Raw genomic sequence first — 18,993 nt, 5'->3', positions numbered from 1 at the left:
GGGGGTTCCTTCGCCGGCAAGCCGGCTCCTACATCAGGTGCATCTGTTCCTGCTGTCCCGTAGGAGCTGGCTTGCCAGCGAAGAGGTCCGTAAGCCGGGCGCCGGCCTTGGGGGTTCCTTCGCCGGCAAGCCGGCTCCTACATCAGGTGCATCTGTTCCTGCTGTCCCGTAGGAGCTGGCTTGCCAACGAAGAGGCCCGTGAGCCGGGCGCCGGCCTTGGGGGTTACTTCGCCGGCAAGCCGGCTCCTGCGCTCATGCCGGGGTGGCGGGCTCCTTGTGCTGGACGGTGCTCCTGGGGACGCTGGCAAGGATCAGTTCAGCGGCCTTTTCAGCGATCATCAAGGTCGGTGAGCAGGTATTGCCCGAGGTGATGCGCGGCATGATCGAGGCATCGGCGATGCGCAGCCCCGCAATGCCGTGCACCCGCAGTTGTGCGTCCACCACCGCCTGGGCATCGCTGCCCATGCGGCAGGTGCCCACCGGATGGAAGATGGTGGTGCCGATGCGGGCCGCGGCCTCGTGCAGTTGCTCGGTGCTTTGCAGCTCGGGGCCGGGCAGGTATTCGCTGGGCTTGAAGGGTTGCAGGGCCGGGGCGCCGACGATGCGTCGCGTCAGGCGGATAGCGTCGGCGGCGACCCGCAGGTCCTCGGGGTGGCTCAGGTAGTTGGGCTGGATCAGCGGCGCATCGCCGGCCTCCACGGAACGGATCTCGACCCGGCCACGGCTCTGCGGGCGCAGGTCGCAGACCGAGGCGGTAAAGGCCGGGAAGGCGTGCAGCGGTTCGCCGAAACGCTCCAGGGACAGCGGCTGCACGTGGTACTCCAGGTTGGCCCGGGTCTGTTCCGGGCCCGAGCGGGCAAAGGCGCCAAGCTGGCTGGGGGCCATGGACAGCGGGCCGCTGCGGTCATACAGGTAGCGCAGGCCCATGCCCATCTTGCCCCACAGGCTGCCCGCGATCTGGTTCAGGGTGCGGGCGTTCTCCAGCTTGTAGATCAGGCGCAGTTGCAGGTGGTCCTGCAGGTTGCCGCCCACCCCGGGCAGGGCATGGCTGACGCCGATCCCCAAGCGTTGCAGGAGCGGCGCCGGGCCGATCCCCGAGCGCTGCAGGATGCTCGGCGAGCCGACGGAGCCGGCGCAGAGGATGATCTCGCGGCGCGCCTTGAAGTTCTCCAGGCGCCCCTGGCAACTGGCCCGCACCGCTGTGGCGCGGCCGTCCTCGAGGATCAGCCGCTGCACCTCGATGCCGGTCAGCACCACCAGGTTCGGGCGCTGGGCGATGGGTTTGAGAAAGGCCTTGGCGGCGTTCCAGCGCACCCCGGCCTTCTGGTTGACCTGGAAGTAGCCGCAGCCTTCGTTGTCGCCGCCGTTGAAGTCGTCGATGGTGCGAATGCCGCTCTGCTCGGCAGCGCTGCGAAAGGCATCGAGGATCGGCCACGACAGGCGCTGGCGCTCGACCCGCCATTCACCGGCGGCGCCGTGCAGTTCGCTGCCGCCGGCAAAGTGGTTCTCGCTTTTCTTGAACAGCGGCAGCACCTGGTCCCAGCCCCAGCCCGGGTTGCCTTCAGCGGCCCAGCTGTCGTAGTCGGCAGCCTGCCCACGCATGTAGATCATGCCGTTGATCGACGAGCAGCCTCCCAGCACCTTGCCCCGCGGGTAGCTCAGGCTGCGGCCCTGCAGGCCGGGCTCGGCCTCGGTCTTGAAGCACCAGTCGGTGCGCGGGTTGCCGATGCAGAACAGGTAGCCCACGGGGATGTGGATCCAGGGATAGTTGTCGCGGCCACCGGCTTCCAGCAGCAGCACACGGTGCTGGGGGTTGGCCGACAGGCGATTGGCCAGAAGACAGCCGGCGGGGCCGGCGCCGACCACGATGTAGTCGTAGGCGTCAAAGGCAGGGAGCATCCTTAACCTCGTTTTTCGTTCTTATTGGGAGCCATCCTAGTTGTTAGCTTTCGTTAAAAGAATGTTAGTTTTTACCCACCTGCTGTGCGTTTTCTAACAGCGTTGGCCTTCGACTCCGGCAAGGAAACCCCATGTTCGACTGGAATGACCTGCGCTTCTTTCTTGAGCTGCAACGCAGCGGCCGCTTGCTGACCGCCGCGCGACGGCTGAACACCACCCACGCCACGGTGGCCCGGCACATCGAGGCGGTGGAGAAGGCCCTGGGCACCGCACTGTTCGTCCAGCACGCCCAGGGCTACGAACTGACCCCGGCCGGCGAAGCGCTGCTCAAGCACGCCGAGGCCATGGAAAACGTCGCCTTGCTGGTGCAGGAAGAGATCACCCAGTCCAGCGCGCCGTTGGGCAAGATCCGTGTCGGGGTCACCGAGGGCCTGGGGGTGAAGTTTCTCGCCAGCCGCATGGTTGGGCTGTTCGAGCGGTATCCAGGGCTGGAAGTGGAACTGGTGGCGGTGCCGCGCTTTGTCAGCATTCTCAACCGTGAGGCGGAGATCAGCATCCACCTGGAGCGCCCCAGCGCCGACATGCTGGTGACCCGCAAGCTCACCGACTACCGCCTGGCGCTGTACGCCAGCCAGGCCTACCTGGACCGCGCGCCGCCCTTGCGCAGCCGCGAGGACCTGGGCCGGCATGCCTGGATCGGCTATGTCGATGATCTCTTGTTCAGCCAGGAGCTGATGTTCCTCAACAGCTTCTGCCGCAACCCCCAGGTGGTGTTCCACAGCACCAGTGTCATTGCCCAGCAGGAAGCGGCCCGTTCCGGCCTGGGGATCGCCGTGCTGCCGTGCTACATGGCCGCCGCCGATCCGCAACTGGTGCCGCTGCTGCCGGCGGAAAGCATCCAGCGCGCCTACTGGATCAGCACCCGCCGCGAACTGCACAAATCGGTGCGGCTGCGGGTGGTCTGGGATTACCTGGTGGAGCAGTGTGCGGCGCAGCAGCAGGTGTTGCTAGGGCCTGAGATCTAGCCTGGATCAGAGGATCGGCCCGCAATGGACCGAGCTGCGGATCGGTGCCCCGGGCGTGATATCGACGAAGCGCGAGCCGTAGGACACTGGGTTCAGCGGGCCGCCGTCCAGGCCCATGCCCAGGCCACCGGCGCTGCGGGTTTCGCCGTCCTGCATCAGTGGATCAAGGCATGCCCGCCAGTCCAGCAGGCGCAGGGTCACGGCCTGGCGGCGTTCCAGGTCGCCGTCCAGCAAGGGGCTGGAGCGGTGCCACAGGTATTTGCTGAACAGCAGGGCGTCGCCAGGATCGAAGGCCTCTTCGATGCGTTGTTCCTCGAAGGCGTCGGTAAGCACCCCGGGCGTGCAGTAGGTCTGGCGCAGGTGCGCGGAAAATTCGGCCACCGACTCGCCCCGTGCCAGTTTGCCTGCCAGCAGGCGCGAGAACTGAAAATTCTCCTGGGCCGAGAATTGCGACAGGGGCACCCAGGCCATGCCGCCACCTTGCACTTCGGGGCGGATCGGCTGCAACGGCATCCACAGGCTGAAGGCCGGGTCCTGGGGGCGGATGTAGCGAAAGTTCAGCGAGTCGTAGTGCCAGGCAAAGCCCGAGCGTCCCACCCCCAGCTCGAAACTCTGGGCCTCGCTCATGATCAGGCGGCAGCCGCTGAGGCGGGTCAGCACCTGGGCGAAGGCCGGTTGCCGGTAGAGGCGTTCGAGGATGCCGACCTGGGTCACCCGGTGGGTCAGGCGACTGAAACCGTCGCCATGGGCCGAGGTACCCGAGGGGGCAGGACGCAGTTGGCTGTTGGCCAGCTCGCGCAGTTGCAGGATGGCCGCAGGCGTCAACAACCCCCGCAGCTTGATGAAGCCACGCTCCTTGAAATGCCGTAGATCGTCCTGGCCCAGGCGTAGCGGGTTGACCAGGGCAGGGGCGGTGTCAGGCAGGACCGGTGGCAGGTTCACGGGGGTATTCCATTACCAGGGGACAAGGCCCTTGAGTATGGACAGTGCGCGCTGGGGCGGCAGGCTGGATTCGACCTTGAGCAACGCCTTTGCGACATCGGGCAGGGAGGACGGCGCCTTAGTCGTCAGGCCGGATGTAGCGGTCCCGGGCCTGGAGGGTCGGTGCCACCACGGCGCTTGTCAACGAGCCGGCCTGGTGCCGGGGCTGCCGGCAGGCTCGCGGACCGCTTGCTGGCGAGTTCCCAGCAACAGCCCCATGGCCAGCAGGCTGGCGCAACCGGCCAGGGCCATGGCCAGGCCAAATCCGCTGGTCATGGCGGCGCCATAGAGGTCGGCGAACAGCGGGTCGTGCAGCGGCAGGCGGTGTTCGGTCACCGCTTGCCGGGCCAGTTCGGCGGCGCCGTCGAACCCGGCCGCGGCGCCGGATTCGCTGAGCACTTGCACTGCCCGGGTGCTCATCAGGCTGCCGAGCAGGGCGATGCCGACGCTCATGCCGGTCTGGCGCAGGGCGTTCATGCTGGCCGAGGCGATGCCGGCGCGCTCTGCCGGTGCGCAGGCCATCACCACCAGCCCGGTGGCCGGCACCGCCAGGCCCATGCCCAGCCCCAGCAGACCGAACAGCGAACCCACCAGCCAGTAGGGCGTGTGGGCATCGAAGCCGGCCATGGCGCTCATGGCCAGGCCTACCAGGCCATAGCCGCCAACCATCAGCCAGGGCAGGGGGATGCGCCGGTGCAAGCGGCCAAAGAGCATCGATACAACACCTGTGACCACGAACTGCGGAAGCATGCGCAGGCCGGTGTCGGTGGCGGACCAGCCCTGGATCTGCTGCAGGAAGATCGAGAAGAAGAACAGGCTGCTGTAGCAGGAAAACCCGAGGATGAACGAGGCCAGGTTGGCCACCGCAAAGGGCCGCTGGCGAAACAGGGTGACGGGCACCAGGGGCCGCTGCACTCGACGCTCGACCTGGATCAGGGCCAGCAGCGCCAGCGTCGCCAGCAGCAATGAGGTGAGCGCCTCGCGGCTGCCGAAACCGTCCTCGCCAGCGACGATCAGGCCGTAGGTCAGGGCCCCGAGGCAGAGCACGCTGAGGATCTGGCCCTGGGGGTCGAGCGCGGCGTGCTGGGGGTACTTGCGCTCGCTGATGCCCCAGCCGCCCAGGGCCAGGGCCAGCAGGCCGATGGGCAGGTTGATCAGGAAAATGCTCTGCCAGCCCAGGTGCTCCAGCAACAGGCCACCTAGCAGCGGGCCGAGAATCAGGGCCAGGGCGCTGAAGGCCGACCAGCCGCCGATCACGTGGGCCCGTTGCCGAGGCTCGGGAAAGGCGTGGCTGAGGATCGGCATCGCCCCGGGAATCAGCAGGGCCCCGGCCAGCCCCTGCACTGCGCGCCCGGCCAGCAGCAGCGAAAGCTCCTGGGCCAGCGCGCACAGCGCCGAGCCGAGGCAGAACAGCAGCACACCGATCAGCCAGCAGCGTTTGTGACCAAAGCGATCCCCCAGGGGGCCTGCCGAGAGCATGAACGCCGAGAGGCAGATGGCGTAGGCATTGACCACCCATTGCAGGCCGCCCAGGTCGGTGGCCAGGGCCTGCTGCAAGGTTGGCAGGGCCACGTTGACGATGCTGATGTCGAGGGACGCCAGGAAGGTTCCGAGGTAGGCGGCGGCGACCAGGGCCGGGCGACGATAGCGCTGCATGGTGTATCTCCCGCAAGGTCTGGAATGGGCTTGCAGGGCGAGCATAGTATTTCGACTGACCGTCGGTCAATGGGGAATGAAAAAGATTCTCAACTCTCTTTTCCCCCACAAATCCCCTAGAATGGCGGCCTTTGTCGAACAGCCCGGATTCGTTCATGAGTGTCAAAACCTCCCCGGTTGCCAAGCGCGCTGCCCAGCCGCGGCCGCGCACCAAACCGGCCGAAGTACGCCTGGAAGAGCTGATGGCCGCCGCCCAAGACCTGTTCCTCATCCAGGGCGTGGAAGCCACCACCATCAGCGAGATCGTCGAGCGCGCCGAGGTGGCCAAGGGCACCTTCTATCACTACTTCCAATCCAAGAACGACATGCTGGTGGCCCTGGGGCAACGCTATACCCAGCACTACCTGCAGCGCCTGGAGCAGGCGGTGGCGGCCTGCCCCGAGGACGACTGGGTGGCGCAGCTCAGCAGCTGGATCCGCACCAGCGTGCAGGCCTACCTCGACACCTACCGCCTGCACGACATCGTCTACCTCAACCACCATCATCACGACCGCGGCAACCCGGAAAAGAACGCGATCCTCGAGCAGTTGCTGGGCCTTCTCGAAGGCGGCCAGCGCGCCGGCTGCTGGTCCCTGGCCCAGCCAGGGGTGATCGCTTCGCTGATCTACGCCGGGGTGCATGGCGCCACCGACGATGTGATCGCCGCCGGCGAGGACGATGGCCGGGCCCTGGCCGAGGCCATTGTCCAGGCGTGCCTGCGCATGCTGGGCCTGCCTCCTTCTTGATGTTTCCACGGGTAAAAGGAACGACCCTGCAATGAAAAAGATCAACCTCATTCTCGGCGCCGCGCTGGCGCTGTACCTAGCGTACCAGGCCTATGGCTCGTTCTACTACGGCACGCCGTATCAGGGCCGCGACTACAGCGCCGACCAGGCCTTCTACTACCAGAAGTACCGCTTGTTCAGCTGGCGCACCTGGATTCCCACCATGACCATGCCCGGCGATGGCGACAGCTCGCGCTACAGCGTTGGCGGCTACCTGCGGGTGTTCAAGGCCGACGGCACGCTGGTAGGGCAGTCCTATGACGGCTGCATCGCGGTGGTGGAAGTGTTCTGGTACGACGACGCAGTGGGTGGCTTCGGCTGCAGCGAGCACTTGATCGCGCTGCCCACGAAGGCCACGGCGGGCTGAGCGCCCAGTCGCGGTTTGCGGGCCCTGTCGATCGCTTCAGGCCCCGGCCTTCCACAAGCCGAACTTGCCCGCCAGATCCAGCTTGGGATCACGCACCCGGGTCAGGTTGATCGCGGCGCCGGACCAGCCGCCCTCCATCTCTTCAGTCAGGTGGTATTTCAACAGGTTGTACTGGATCGCCGTCCCCCCCAGTTGCTGGTAGCCGATGCGTGAGGTCACCGCCTCCAGCAAGCTGGAAATCAGGTATTGCAGCGGCGTTTCGTAGGCCTTGATGGCGATACCGTAGTCGAAGCTCTCAGCGTTGCTTTCGCGAAAGCAACCGAAGAATTCCTGCTTGCTCATGCTGCTGGACATGGCCGTGTTGTAGCTCTGGCGACAGGCCTCCAGGTCGGCGGCGCCGGGCCGGGGCAGGGCCAGGTGGTTGTTGAGGTTCTTCAGGGTCACACAGCCCTGGGTGGCAATGACCTCGGGCATCAGGGTCACGTCCAGTTCACCGGCACGGTCGGGGATGTTGTGCCAGGCGTTCAGGCTGTTGCGTAAAAGCTCCAGGCTGCTGCCGGGGTAACCTCGATACCCGTACACATAGGCTGGCGGCAGCACCAGGCCCATGACCGAATTCATCTGCGACACCGTCAGGTTCTGATAGTCGCGTCCATAGATGCGGGCGCTGTACTCGTCCAGGGAGTGGCGCAGCACCGAGGGCTTGAGGTTGCGCACCGACTTGCCGTTCTCCAGCGCCTCGAACAGGCTCTTCTCGTTGAGTTGGGACTTGACCTCCACGGTGGCGATCACCCCTTCGATCAGGTACACGTCCGCCGAGCCGAAGGTACGCAGCGTGGGGAAGTCGTTGCGGTAGATGATCAGGTCGATCTGCTTGGAGATGCTCCCTTCGGAGTCGATGATCTGCCCGGCACCGATGCTGATGTTGCTCGGCAGAAAGCGCTTGAGGACGTCACGGATGAAACTCTCCCGGGCGTCACCGAGGACGCCGGAGTGGCTGGCGATGGTGCTGCTGACGCTGAAGCTGCTTTCCAGGACCCGGGCGATGGATTTCGCCCATTTGCTGATGATTGCCATGGGGCTTCCTTGGGGATCAGGGGACGAGCAAGTCGAAATGGCCTGTGGCCAGGGGTTCGCCGTTGACCAGCAATCGCACGCCGTGGCGCCCCGGATAGTGGCGGCGGGTGGTCAGTTCGCGGATCTGCTGGCTGCGGCCAAGCTCCACCTGGGCCAGGCCTTGCAGGGTGAAGGTCTTGAGCTTGAACACCTTGCTCGCGGTGGCGCCGGAGGCCTTGACGTAGTCGATGGCGTAATCCACCACCAGGCGCTGTTCGTGCGAGCAGGTGGAGACCAGGGTCAGGGACAGGTTGAGGCTGTCCCCCAGGCGCAATTGCCCGGGGGCCACCTGGAAGCGGCAAACCTGGACCTCGGCCCGGGCCCCGGCGCCGATCAGCGCCAGGGCCCGGCGGTCGCCCTGCTTGATCAGGCTGCGCAAGGCATGACGGGCGATCCAGGCACTGTGCGGCTGCTCCAGGGGCCAGCCTTCAAGACGTTCCAGGACCCACTGCGGGTGCTCTTTGGTGATGTCGTTGAGGTGGTTGGCCACCGACTTGCGCACGTACAGGCTGGGGTCATTGCGCAGGTGTTCGAGGATCGGCGCCGCCAGTTGCGGGTCGGCCTGCAACTGCTCCAGGCGGAACGACCAGGGCAGGCGCGGGCGGCTGCCTTCGCTGGCCAGGCGGCGTACGTGTTCATCGCTGTCCGTGGCCCACTCGTGCATCACGGCCAGCGTGCGCTGGCAGTCCTGGCGCAAGAAGTGGCGCACGGCGAACTCCGATGAGCCGAAGCCGGTGAAGTACTTCAGCGCCGCCATGGACAGCTCGAAGTCATGCAGGCCGTAGCTGGCCACGTAGTGGGGCAGGAAGATGCACACGAAGCGGCTGTTTAGGCGCGGCGCCAGGGCTTGCAGCAGCTCCAGGCTGCTGGGGTAGTCCAGGCCCAGTACCTGGTGCAGGCTCTCGCTGACCCGGGCCAGGCGCTGCATCAGCGACAGCTCGGCGAGGCCGTGGCCGGCCCGTTGCAGGAACCCCTGGCGGTCGAAGGCCGGATGCACCGCGTGCATGGCGTCGGCGATATGCATCAGGCGCTGCTGGTTGAAGATTTCCTTGAGGGCGGGGGCCTGCTCTTGGGTAGAACTCATGGGGCGTATCCATTCAAAGCCGGGGCGGCGTCCACTCTACACGCCCTCTGCTGACAGAATCTGTCGGTAGCCGCCGGAGGGCGTGTTGCGTCATGCAGATCGTTTTGCGGTGTTGCTGAGGCCGCCTTCGCCGGCAAGCCGGCTCCTACGGTGTGTCGTGCCGGGCCTGTAGGAGCTGGCTTGCCAGCGAAGGGTACACCACGGCCCTCAGATCATTCCCCGGCGTCCTTGAGACCGCCTTCACCGGCAAGCCGACTCCTGCGAGGTGGCGCAGGGCCTGGCGCCTCAGCGCATCGGCGGCAGCGGGCTTTCGATCTGTTCGTCCTGTTCGTCGGCTTCGAACAGCCGGGCCAGTTCGGCGCGGGCTTCCTGGGCGCTTTGCAGGACCTTGGCGGCGTCGTCGTAGACGGCATGCTGGGCCGCCAGCAGTTGTTCGTCGTGCTGGGTGAAACGCTGGATCCGCGAATCGGCCTGGGCCTGGCTCAAGCCCAGCCCCACCAGGGTGCGGCGGCTCATTTCCAGGCTGGAATAGTAGGTCTCCCGCACCGCCTGGGCCCCCAGGTCCACCAGCCGGTGCACGTGCTGGCGGTTGCGCGCCCGGGCGATGATCTTCAGGTGCGGGTAGAGCCGGCTGACCTGCTCGGCGGTCTTGATATTGGTTTCCGGGTCGTCGGTGGCAATGACGAAGTACTCCGCTTCGCCGACCTTGGCCGCGCTGAGGATCTCCGGGCGCAACGGGTCGCCGTAGAACACCGGCATGCCGCCGAAACTGCGGATCAGTTCGATGGTTTCCACCGAAGTGTCCAGGGCCACGAAGGGCACTTTCTGTGCCCGCAGGATCCGCGCCACGATCTGCCCCATGCGGCCCATGCCGGCAATCACCACCCGCGGCCCGTCGGAATCGATCCGGCGGTACTCGGCGGGCATTTCCACCGGCTTGGCCTTGGGTTTCAGCCAGCGGGTGCAGGCCAGCAACAGCAGTGGGGTGAGGGCCATGGACAGGGTGATGGTCAGCACCAGCAGGTCATACAGGCGGGGCTCGAACAGGCCCTGGTCGCGGCCGATCTTGAACACCACGAAAGCGAACTCGCCGCCCGCCGCCAGCACCACCCCGAGGCGCACCGCACTCTCGCGTCCCAGGCCACCGGCCAGGCGCCCGACCACGAACAGCAGCGGCAGCTTGAGGGCGATCAGCAGCAGGGTCAGGCCCAGCACCGCGATGGGCGCGCTGAGCAGCAGGCTGATATTGGCGCCCATGCCGACGCTGATGAAGAACAGCCCCAGCAGCAGGCCCTTGAAGGGTTCGATCTGTGCTTCCAGCTCGTGGCGGTATTCCGAGTCCGCCAGCAGCAGGCCGGCGAGGAAGGCGCCCAGGGCCATGGACACGCCCACCAGGTCCATCAGCCAGGCGGTGCCGATCACCACCAGCAAGGCAGTGGCGGTGGAGACTTCCGGCAAGCGGGTCTTGGCCACGATGCGAAACACCGGGCGCAGCAGGTAGCGCCCGCCCACCACCACCACGGCGATGCTGCCCAGCACTTGCAGGCCGTGGCGCAGGTCCTCGGCGCTGCTGGTGTGGTGATCGCCACCGGCCAGCACCGGGACCATGGCGATCAGTGGAATGGCGGCGATGTCCTGGAACAGCAGGATGGCGAAGGCCATGCGCCCATGAGGGCTGTTCAGCTCCTTGCGTTCGGCCAGGCTTTGCAGGCCCAGGGCGGTGGACGACAGGGCCAGGCCCAGGCCCAGGACAATGGCACTGTTGAGCGACTGGCCGAACAGAAACAGCGCCACCACGCCGATCAGCATCCCGGTCAGCAGCACCTGGGCCAGGCCGACGCCGAACACCGCCTTGCGCATCACCCACAGGCGCTTGGGCGACAGCTCCAGGCCGATGATGAACAACAGCAGCACCACCCCCAGTTCGGAGATATGGCTGACGCTCTGGGGGTTGCCCACCAGGCCCAGCACCGAGGGGCCGATCAGCACCCCGGCCAGCAGGTAGCCGAGCACGGCCCCCAGTTGCAGGCGCTTGGCCAGGGGCACGATGAGCACGGCGGCGCAGAGGAACACGACGGCGGCTTGTAGCAGGTTGCCTTCATGGGGCATGGGCAGGACTCCAGGTAAAACGCTGCGCGGAAGGTTCCATGGCTGATGATAGACAGCCATCGGTGACGCTTTCAGCGGCGGTTGGTCGCCGCGATGATCGGCGCAAAAAAATGAATTCAGGACAAAGGCCGTGGCCGGGTTTGCGGTCCTTCAGAGCAGGTCGCGCCAAAGGCTGTGGGCCCCCTGGGTGTCAGATGGCAATTGGTTGAGCAGGGCAGTGGCGTCATCGCCCTGGTTGTAGAAAACCACAAAGTCGCCGCTGTCGAAGTCGATCCGAAAACCGCAGAGAAAGGTGCGTCCCAGTTCTGGCCAGTTGTCGAACAGCCCCTGCACCCGGACGATCAATGCGCCCTGCAGGTGGCTGGCCGCCAGCCTGGGCAAGAGGTCGCGGGCCTCCCACGCACAGCGCACGCCGGCCTCGAGTTCAAAGCCCTCAGGCAGGCGCATGGGCCTTTGTGCGGCGCCGACGCTTTCCCCGTCAGCGAGCAGGAACAGGCTGACCTGGCTGCCGTCCTGGCCATCCAGTTGCAGGGCGCCACAGCCATCGGTCAGCACCTGCCCGTTGTACAGATACTGGGCGTGGGTCAGTGCCTGCAGGCGCTGGCCCAGCAGACTGGCGGCGGCCTGGAGGTGCTCGGGTTGTGCGGCGGGATTCAGGCGTGGATCGTCAGGCACGTGGGATTCCTACAGGGGGGCAAAGCGCCCATCCCACTGCGGGTCCAGGCGCTGGATGCGCGTGGCCAATGGTGGGTGGGTGGCCATCAGGCGGCCCAGGCGCAGTTTCACCCCCTGGTGAAAATACAGGTGGCTGTACTGCGCGGCGGCGAAGGCGCGCAGGCGCGAACCGGCGCTGCTGCCGCCGATCTTTTTCAGGGCGCCGGCAATGCCCTGGGGGTTACGGGTGAACTGCACCGCCGAGGCATCGGCGAGAAACTCGCGCTGACGGCAGATGGCGGCCTTGATCAGGTTGCCCAGCAGGCTGCCCAGGGAACCGAAGACCAGCAGGGCCAGGCCCAGCACGGCGAAGATGATCTGCCAGAAGAAGCGGTGGCGGTCGCTGCCCAGGTGCTGCTTTTCAGCCTGGCGCAGCACCGCGATGCCCGCCAGGCTGAACACCAGCAGGCCGTGGATCACGGCCAGCAGGCGGGTGTTGAGGCGCATGTCGCCGTTGTGAATGTGGCTGAACTCATGGGCCACCATGCCCTGCAACTCGTCGCGGTCGAGGTGGACCAGGGCTCCGCGGGTGATGCCGAGCACGGCCTGCTGCGGGGTCAGTCCGGCGGCGAAGGCGTTGATCCCGTCTTCCGGCAGCACATACACCGCAGGCATGGTGGCGCCCGAGGCCAGGGCCATTTCCTCGACGATATTGAGCAGGCGCTGTTCCTCGCTGCCTCGTGGAGAGTCGTTGATCAGGCGCCCGCCCAGATGCTCGGCGATCACCTTGCCGCCGGCCCGCAGGCGCCAGCTCTTGTACCAACTGCCCAGCAGCACCACCAGCAGCATCAGCAGCGCCACCACGGCCACTGCGGTCCAGCTCAAGACCTTGGGCTGCTTGTATTCCTGGCTCAGCTCGCGCCATGCAAGGCCCAGCCCCAGGCTGCTGAGGCTGACCAGGGTGGCTACCGCCAGGGTCATCAACAGCACCAGTTTGAGGGTGTGGCGCCGGGCTCGGGCCTGGTGTTGAAAGAACTTCATGCAGGTTTCCGGGGGCAGGTGCAGTTACTGGAAGGAGACTTTGCTGGCGTCTTGAATGCGCGCGCTGTCGGCAAATTGCAGCAGGGCGGCATCGGCCCGGTGGCCGAACAGCCCGGCGAAAAACAGCGCCGGCACCTGCTGTTTGCACAGGTTGTAGTCGGTCACGGCGTCGTTGAAGGCCTGGCGCGCGTAGGCGACCTTGTTCTCGGTGCTGGTGAGCTCTTCGCTGAGTTGCGCCATGTTCTGCGAGGCCTTGAGTTCCGGGTAGGCCTCCAGGCTCAGGTGCAGGCGGTTGAGGACCTGGTCCAGGGCACCCTGGTCCTGGCCCAGGCGGGCGATGCGTTCGCTGTCGCCGGGTTGCGCAGCAGCCGCTTGCAGGCTATCCCGGGCACTGTTGCGGGCCTCGGCCAGGGCAGTCAGGGTCTGGCGCTCGTGCTGCAGGTAGCCCTTGACGGTTTCCAGCAGGTTGGGGATCAGGTCGTAGCGGCGCTTGAGTTGCACCTCGATCTGGGCGAAGGCATTGCGCAGACGGGTACGCCGAGTGGTCAGGCGGTTGTAGAGGCTGACCAGGTACAGCGCCAGAGCGGCGAGCAGCACCAGGGCGACGATATCGGCGGTGGCCATGGGATGTCCTTATCGAGTGAGGCGTGGGGGCGGCAATGGTAACGGAATCTTCCTGTTCGGTGACACACCTTCGCCGGCGACCCGTCAATGATTGCCAAGGGGCGGCAATTCTGCGAAAAAGCGCTCGGCTTGCGCGGGGACCGAAGGGCACCGCTGCCTTTTATTCAATGAACCAGGGACAGGTGATGGACAAGATCATGCTCAGGTTGACGGTGGTGGACGACTATCCGCCGGTGGCCAGCGAAGGGGTCTGGGCCGAACGCCAGCCCGATGGCCTGTACCGTATCGCCAACCTTCCGTTCTACTCCCAGGATGCCTGTTACGAGGACGACGTCGAAGTCCAGGTGGAGGCCGATGGCCTGAAGTGGTTCAGGCGGGTCGGGCGCAGCAGTGGCAACAGCACGTTGCGCCTGGTGTTCTTTGACGCCGGCAGGGCCCGGACCCCCGAGGTGCTGGCGCGGATCAACGCCCTGGGCTGCAGTTGGGAAGGCATGAGCAAGGCGTTCCTTGCTGTCAATGTGCCTGCCTCGGTGTCGCTGGACAGCGTGCTGGAGTACCTGCAGGAGTGCTTTGAGCAGGATTGGCTGGATTATGAAAGCGGGCTGTTGCGCCAGTGACCGCGAATAAGGAGCAAGGAGCGATGAGTTTGAAATTTCATGCCACTGGCTACAGTGCCTGCACTGAAGACGAGGTGCAGATCCTGGGCTTTGCCGACGACGGGCAGCAGCCCGGGCACTACCTGCTGTTGCAGCGCGCCGAATGCTTTGACGAGCAGGACCGGCAGTTGGGCATGGACACTTACCATGTGGAACTGGGCGGCCAGGCAGTGTCCGGCTATGGCGGCATCCACCAGGTGCTGCTGGCCCCGGGCCGCCTGACCCTGCATTTTGGCGATTCCCAGGCCTGGTGCCGGGGCTTGCCCAGCCTTGAGATCAGCTGGAAGCCGGGGCTCGCCAGCGTCGAGGAGGTCGCGATGGCGCTGGGGGCGATCTTTCTCGATACCGATACCCTGATCGAGGTGGCGCCACAGTGATTGCCAAGCCGGGGCAATTCTGCGAAAAAGCGCGCCGCAGTCCCGTGACGGGGCAATGCTTGAACGGGAGTGAACCATGAGCGACGAATTGCAGGTCATCGATATCCAGCCGGGCGACGGCAAGGCTGTGGTCAAGGGCGCCTTGATCACCACCCAGTACCGGGGCTTTCTGGAGGACGGCAGCAGCTTCGACTCCTCCTATGATCGTGGCAAGCCGTTCCAGTGCGTGATCGGCACCGGCCGGGTGATCAAGGGCTGGGACCAGGGCCTGATGGGCATGCAGGTGGGCGGCAAGCGCAAGCTGCTGGTGCCGGCGCACCTGGGTTATGGCGAGCGTTCCATGGGCGCCATCCCGCCCAATTCCAACCTGATCTTCGAGATCGAGTTGCTGGAAGTGCTGACCCGGGACGATTGAAGGCTTGAGGAGCGAGGGGCCGATGCGTGCCAATAAAGCCTGCCCGGTGGTGCTGCGCCATTCCACCGAGCTGGAGATCCTGGCTTTCCGCCATCCGCTGGCCGGCCTGCAACTGGTCAAGGGCACGGTGGAGGCGGGGGAGTCCACGGCTACTGCAGCCGTTCGCGAGCTGGCGGAAGAGGCCGGTGTCCAGGCCGGGGAAAGCGGTTTCCTGGGGCTCTGGCATTCGGGTTTCTGCGGCCAGGTGTGGGCCTTCCATGAATGCCGGGTGCCAGCGCCGTTGCCGGAAAGCTGGAGCCATTTCGCCGCGGATGACGGCGGCCATCGGTTCGAGTTTTTCTGGCAGCCCCTGGCCAGCCTGCCGTCGGAGCAATGGCACCCGCTGTTCCAGGGCGCCCTGGGATTCCTGCGCCAACGCCTGCTGGGCGAAGGCGCCGAGGCCTAGGCAAGCGGTTTATTGTCCGAGACGGTAGTGGTTGTTGCCGCTGCGCCGGGCCTCGTACATCGCCTGGAAGCCGAGCATGTCCGACCAGTACAGGCGCTGGGTATCGACCTCCCAGTCCCAGGTGTCGATCCGCGCAAAATACTGGCTGCGCTTGAACCGTTCGGCATCGTCGGGCCGGCTTGCGTTGTCGAGGGCAGGGGAGCAAGATGCGCTCTATATAGGTATAGGGGGTATAGGTATGTCGCACACTCACGCGCAGAAAGATGAGTTGCTCAAGCGGGTCCGGCGCATTCTCGGCCAGGTCCAGGCTGTGGAGCGAGCCCTGGAAAGCGGGGCCGACTGCGGCAAGACCCTGCACCTGGTGGCCGCCACTCGGGGCGCCATCAGCGGCCTGATGGGCGAGATCATCGAAGCCCATGCCCTGGAGCACGTGGCCAACCCCGAGCTCAGCGATGCCGAGCGGGCCCGGGGCGTGGATGAACTGCTTGAAGCCATCCGCCGTTATTCCAAGTAGGAGCCGCTCATGAACCTGTCTCAGCAGGCTGCACACCTGGCCCACGATCATCAGTTTCTCGGTGCTGATCACGACGACAACGCCCGCCGCACGCTGTGGGTGGTGCTGTTGACGGTGGTGATGATGGCGGGGGAGATCGTCGCCGGTTACCTCACCGGTTCCATGGCCCTGCTGGCTGATGGGCTGCACATGGCCACCCACGCCGGGGCCCTGGGCATCGCGGCGGCGGCCTACGGTTTTGCCCGGCGCAATGCCGGCAACCGGCGTTTCAGTTTCGGCACCGGCAAGGTCGGCGACCTGGCGGGCTTTGCCTCGGCCATCATTCTCGGCCTGGTGGCGCTGGGCATTGCCGGCGAATCCCTGGTGCGGCTGTTCCAGCCCACTCGCGTAGCCTTTGGCGAAGCCACGCTGATCGCCGTGGCGGGGTTGCTGGTGAACATTCTCAGCGCCTGGCTGCTGGGCGGGGGGCACGACCATCATGGCCATTCCCACGGCTACTCTCATGATCACGAGCATCACGAGCATCACCAGTCGCACCGGGCCGGGGCCGACAACAACCTGCGTTCGGCCTATGTGCATGTTTTGGCCGATGCCCTGACGTCGGTGCTGGCCATTGCCGCGCTGCTGGCCGGGCGCTACCTGGGTTGGGTCTGGCTCGACCCGGCGATGGGCATTGTCGGCGCGCTGGTGATTGCCCGCTGGTCCTATGCCCTGATCAAGTCCAGCGCCGCGGTGCTGCTCGATGCCAGTGATGAGCAGGTGGCCGGGCAGATCCGCGCATCGGTGGAAGGGCCGGGGGATGCCAGTATCGTCGACCTGCACGTGTGGCAGGTGGGCCCCGGGGCCCGGGCGGCGATTGTCAGTGTGGTGGCCCGGGCCTCGCTCAGTGCCGAGACCGTGCGTGCGCGCCTGGCCGCGCTGCCCGGGCTGTCGCACCTGACCCTGGAATTGCGCAGCGTCTGAAGCCGGGCGCCTCAGGTGGCGCCCGGGCGGTACAGTTCCAGCAGCGAATAGGCCAGCCCCACCACGGCCACTGCCAGCAGCACCAGGCTCGACACCCCCGTCACCAGGCGCTTGTACTTCAGCGAGAAGCCCTGGCGCGCCACCAGGATATAGGCCCCCAGCACCGCCAGGTCGATCAGTACCCAGACCAGGGTCAGCAGCAGTGCGCTGTGTTCGAAGGTGCGGCCGACCTGGATGAACTGGGGGAAGAACGAGACAAAGAAGATGATGTCCTTGGGGTTGCCGATGCCCACCACAAAGCCGGTGGCCAGGCCCCTGCCGCGCCCGGCCAGGGGCTTGGCCGGTGCTTGCGCAGCGGGTTGGGCGGCGGCCTCGCGCAACCCCTGCACGGCCAGCCAGGCAATGAAGCAGCAGCCCAGCACGCTGATCCAGTGGATCAGCCGTGGGTCCAGGGCCAGCCCGCCGGAGAGCATCAGCACCGCCAGCAGGGCCAGCAGCAACGACGCCGCGTTGGTGCCCAGGGCGGTCAGCAGCGCCTGGCGCGGGCCGGCGTTCATGCTGGTGCTGACGATCAGCGCCACCACCGGCCCCGGGGTCGCCACCAGCATCAGCACGCTCAGGGTATAGGCCAGCAATAACGACATGTTCACATCCACCCGGCAACTCCTCGATCATTGGCAAAGGCCCTAGCCTGAAGGCTTGAGCCTGCGTTGAAAAACGCAAAAAGCTGTGACCTACTATGATTTTTAATCATGCTGAGTGCTTGCCGATGGTCGAGTCCCTGCCGCCGCTCTATGCCTTGCGCGCCTTTGAAGTGGCGGCCCGTTCCAGCTCCTTCACCCGGGCCGCAGAGGAGCTGTCCCTGACCCAAAGCGCCATCAGCCGGCATATCCGCACCCTGGAAAGCCAGTTCGGCTGCCGCCTGTTCGAGCGCCACGGCCCCAGGTTGGTACTCACTGACGTCGGGCAGCGCCTGGCCCGGGAGCTCAAGGCCGGGTTCCGGATCATCGAGGACGCCTGTCTGCCGCTGCGCAGCGGCAGTGGCCAATTACGCCTCAAGGCCCCTTCGACACTGACCATGCGTTGGCTGCTGCGGGCCCTGGACCAGCTCAAGCACCAGCAGCCGTCGCTGGCGGTGCAACTGGCCAGCGTGTGGATGGATTTCGATCATGTGGATTTTCATGCCGAGCCCTATGACTGCGCGATTCTGCTGGGCAACGGGCAGTTCGGCGCCGGGGTCGAGGCCTGCAAGCTGTTCGATGAGTGGCTGATTCCCATCGGCCCTCCGGAGGCTGTGGATGCGCCGCCCTGGACCCTGGAACGGCTCAGGGAGGCGCCACTGATCCACCCTTCGGCGGACCGCCGCGACTGGCGGCGCTGGCTGCAGGCCCAGGGCCTGCTGGGGCAGGTACGGCTGGACCGGGGCAACGTCTTCGACACCCTGGACCAGGCGATCTGCGCGGCCATGCGTGGCCACGGGCTGTCCATCGCCGACCTGTACCTGGTGGCCGAGGACATCCGCCAGGGCCTGGTCAGCCTGCCGTTTCCCCGTGCGCTGGCCTCGGGGGACGGCTATTACCTGGTGTGGCTGCTGGACAGCCCGCGCCGGGAACAGATCGACGGCCTGCGCGCCTTTCTGCTGGAGCAAGTGGTATCCATCGATGACCTTGAACTGGCTGACCTGACGCCTGGCGCGGGCTGATGGCGGGGCCGCTTCAACGGCGCAGCATGACCCAGTCGCGGTGCAGGTCGGCGCCGCAGGGGAACAGGGTTTCGCCGACCCTCACAAAGCCGTTGCGCTGGTAGAAACGGATCGCCCGGGCATTGTGTTCGTTGACGGTCAGGCGCAGGGGGCCGGGCTGTTGTGCCAGGGTCTGTGCCAGCAGGAACTGGGCGGCGCCACTGCCATGGTGGGCGGCATCCAGGTAGCAACGGGTCAGCTCGGCGATGCCGTCGGCACCGGCCACCCCGAGGTCCTGCGGGTGCAGGTTGACCAGGCTGTAGCCGATGACCCGGTTGTCATCGAGCAGCACCCGCAACTGTTTGCCGGGGGCTTCCAGCAGTGCGCTGAAATGTTCGGGCAGCAGGTTTTCCTGGATAAAGGCCTCGATCTCCGTTGCCGGGGTGTCCGGCGGGCAGGCGAGGGCAAAGGTCTGGCGGGCGATCTGGCTCAGGCGCTGGGTGTCGGCTTGCTGTGCGTTGCGCAAACATAGCGGCATGGCTCTGCTCCCTGAAGAAAAACG

General features: G+C 66.0%; 21 protein-coding genes and 1 pseudogene. 10 read left to right on the top strand and 12 right to left on the bottom strand.

The features are described 5' to 3' along the window. Nucleotides 1-252: 252 nt before the first annotated feature. Nucleotides 253-1,899, bottom strand: coding sequence for a GMC family oxidoreductase (locus ACUXVH_RS22695; protein WP_065363777.1), 1,647 nt, complete (start codon nt 1,897-1,899; stop codon nt 253-255). 131 nt (nt 1,900-2,030) lie between these two features. Between ACUXVH_RS22695 and ACUXVH_RS22690 the strand changes: the two genes are divergently transcribed. Then, nucleotides 2,031-2,924: a LysR family transcriptional regulator gene (locus ACUXVH_RS22690; protein ID WP_011060785.1), complete on the top strand. Its 894-nt coding sequence runs from the start codon at nt 2,031-2,033 to the stop codon at nt 2,922-2,924. Nucleotides 2,925-2,930: 6 nt separating this feature from the next. Here the strand turns inward: ACUXVH_RS22690 and ACUXVH_RS22685 are convergent, their stop codons facing one another. Next, nucleotides 2,931-3,866 carry a phytanoyl-CoA dioxygenase family protein gene (locus ACUXVH_RS22685; protein ID WP_065363778.1) on the bottom strand — a complete coding sequence of 312 codons (936 nt, stop codon included), beginning with the start codon at nt 3,864-3,866 and terminating at the stop codon, nt 2,931-2,933. Between the two features lie 180 nt (nt 3,867-4,046). Next, a complete protein-coding gene (locus tag ACUXVH_RS22680; RefSeq protein WP_176707107.1) occupies nt 4,047-5,561 on the bottom strand; it encodes an MFS transporter in 1,515 nt (504 codons plus the stop codon). Between the two features lie 155 nt (nt 5,562-5,716). On the opposite strand from ACUXVH_RS22680, the gene ACUXVH_RS22675 reads away from it, so the two are divergent. Both ACUXVH_RS22675 and ACUXVH_RS22670 read left to right on the top strand, forming a co-directional pair. Continuing rightward, complete coding sequence (locus ACUXVH_RS22675) at nt 5,717-6,346, top strand: TetR/AcrR family transcriptional regulator (RefSeq protein WP_065363780.1); 630 nt, start codon at nt 5,717-5,719, stop codon at nt 6,344-6,346. Between the two features lie 31 nt (nt 6,347-6,377). Further along, on the top strand, nt 6,378-6,752 hold the full coding sequence (locus ACUXVH_RS22670) for a hypothetical protein (RefSeq protein ID WP_011060789.1): 375 nt from the start codon (nt 6,378-6,380) through the stop codon (nt 6,750-6,752). A gap of 36 nt (nt 6,753-6,788) precedes the next feature. Here ACUXVH_RS22670 and ACUXVH_RS22665 read toward each other — a convergent pair whose 3' ends face one another. From ACUXVH_RS22665 to ACUXVH_RS22640, 6 genes are all read right to left on the bottom strand, one after another. Further along, complete coding sequence (locus tag ACUXVH_RS22665; RefSeq protein WP_011060790.1) at nt 6,789-7,829, bottom strand: DUF6602 domain-containing protein; 1,041 nt, start codon at nt 7,827-7,829, stop codon at nt 6,789-6,791. 16 nt (nt 7,830-7,845) lie between these two features. Beyond that, nucleotides 7,846-8,952 carry a DNA alkylation repair protein gene (locus ACUXVH_RS22660; protein ID WP_065363781.1) on the bottom strand — a complete coding sequence of 369 codons (1,107 nt, stop codon included), beginning with the start codon at nt 8,950-8,952 and terminating at the stop codon, nt 7,846-7,848. A 285-nt stretch (nt 8,953-9,237) separates the two neighbouring features. Then, nucleotides 9,238-11,061, bottom strand: a complete 1,824-nt coding sequence (locus tag ACUXVH_RS22655; RefSeq protein WP_011060792.1) for a monovalent cation:proton antiporter-2 (CPA2) family protein — start codon at nt 11,059-11,061, stop codon at nt 9,238-9,240. A gap of 150 nt (nt 11,062-11,211) precedes the next feature. Continuing rightward, nucleotides 11,212-11,736, bottom strand: a complete 525-nt coding sequence (locus ACUXVH_RS22650) for a hypothetical protein (protein WP_065363782.1) — start codon at nt 11,734-11,736, stop codon at nt 11,212-11,214. Between the two features lie 9 nt (nt 11,737-11,745). Beyond that, on the bottom strand, nt 11,746-12,756 hold the full coding sequence (locus tag ACUXVH_RS22645; protein ID WP_065363783.1) for a M48 family metallopeptidase: 1,011 nt from the start codon (nt 12,754-12,756) through the stop codon (nt 11,746-11,748). 24 nt (nt 12,757-12,780) lie between these two features. Next, nucleotides 12,781-13,380, bottom strand: a complete 600-nt coding sequence (locus tag ACUXVH_RS22640) for a LemA family protein (RefSeq protein WP_065363784.1) — start codon at nt 13,378-13,380, stop codon at nt 12,781-12,783. Between the two features lie 185 nt (nt 13,381-13,565). Here ACUXVH_RS22640 and ACUXVH_RS22635 point away from each other — a divergent pair, with 185 nt between their 5' ends. The 4 genes from ACUXVH_RS22635 (at nt 13,566) to ACUXVH_RS22620 (ending at nt 15,273) form a co-directional block, all read left to right on the top strand. After that, nucleotides 13,566-13,997: a DUF4265 domain-containing protein gene (locus ACUXVH_RS22635; protein ID WP_019094391.1), complete on the top strand. Its 432-nt coding sequence runs from the start codon at nt 13,566-13,568 to the stop codon at nt 13,995-13,997. Nucleotides 13,998-14,020: 23 nt separating this feature from the next. Then, nucleotides 14,021-14,413 carry an Imm10 family immunity protein gene (locus ACUXVH_RS22630; protein ID WP_065363785.1) on the top strand — a complete coding sequence of 131 codons (393 nt, stop codon included), beginning with the start codon at nt 14,021-14,023 and terminating at the stop codon, nt 14,411-14,413. Between the two features lie 76 nt (nt 14,414-14,489). Further along, complete coding sequence (locus ACUXVH_RS22625) at nt 14,490-14,828, top strand: FKBP-type peptidyl-prolyl cis-trans isomerase (protein ID WP_011060802.1); 339 nt, start codon at nt 14,490-14,492, stop codon at nt 14,826-14,828. A gap of 22 nt (nt 14,829-14,850) precedes the next feature. Further along, nucleotides 14,851-15,273 carry an NUDIX hydrolase gene (locus tag ACUXVH_RS22620; protein WP_065363786.1) on the top strand — a complete coding sequence of 141 codons (423 nt, stop codon included), beginning with the start codon at nt 14,851-14,853 and terminating at the stop codon, nt 15,271-15,273. Nucleotides 15,274-15,336: 63 nt separating this feature from the next. Here ACUXVH_RS22620 and ACUXVH_RS22615 read toward each other — a convergent pair. After that, nucleotides 15,337-15,459: pseudogene (locus ACUXVH_RS22615) on the bottom strand (sensor domain-containing diguanylate cyclase); the annotation flags it as partial. 52 nt (nt 15,460-15,511) lie between these two features. Between ACUXVH_RS22615 and ACUXVH_RS22610 the strand changes: the two are divergent. After that, a complete protein-coding gene (locus tag ACUXVH_RS22610) occupies nt 15,512-15,787 on the top strand; it encodes a metal/formaldehyde-sensitive transcriptional repressor (RefSeq protein WP_011060804.1) in 276 nt (91 codons plus the stop codon). Between the two features lie 9 nt (nt 15,788-15,796). Beyond that, nucleotides 15,797-16,750 carry a CDF family Co(II)/Ni(II) efflux transporter DmeF gene (dmeF, locus tag ACUXVH_RS22605; protein ID WP_065363787.1) on the top strand — a complete coding sequence of 318 codons (954 nt, stop codon included), beginning with the start codon at nt 15,797-15,799 and terminating at the stop codon, nt 16,748-16,750. An 11-nt stretch (nt 16,751-16,761) separates the two neighbouring features. On the opposite strand, the gene ACUXVH_RS22600 is transcribed toward dmeF, so the two are convergent. Beyond that, entirely contained in the window at nt 16,762-17,400 is a 639-nt protein-coding gene (locus ACUXVH_RS22600) for a LysE family translocator (protein WP_041752745.1), read from the bottom strand. Nucleotides 17,401-17,519: 119 nt separating this feature from the next. On the opposite strand from ACUXVH_RS22600, the gene ACUXVH_RS22595 reads away from it, so the two are divergent. Continuing rightward, a complete protein-coding gene (locus ACUXVH_RS22595) occupies nt 17,520-18,452 on the top strand; it encodes a LysR substrate-binding domain-containing protein (RefSeq protein ID WP_065363788.1) in 933 nt (310 codons plus the stop codon). A 13-nt stretch (nt 18,453-18,465) separates the two neighbouring features. Here the strand turns inward: ACUXVH_RS22595 and ACUXVH_RS22590 are convergent, their stop codons facing one another. Next, nucleotides 18,466-18,969 (bottom strand): GNAT family N-acetyltransferase, encoded by a 504-nt coding sequence (locus ACUXVH_RS22590; RefSeq protein ID WP_019094386.1) that lies wholly within the window; start codon nt 18,967-18,969, stop codon nt 18,466-18,468. Nucleotides 18,970-18,993 lie beyond the last annotated feature (24 nt).

This window comes from Pseudomonas sp. 8(2025), assembly GCF_052665325.1.
This window is presented reverse-complemented; position numbering and strand designations above follow the sequence as displayed.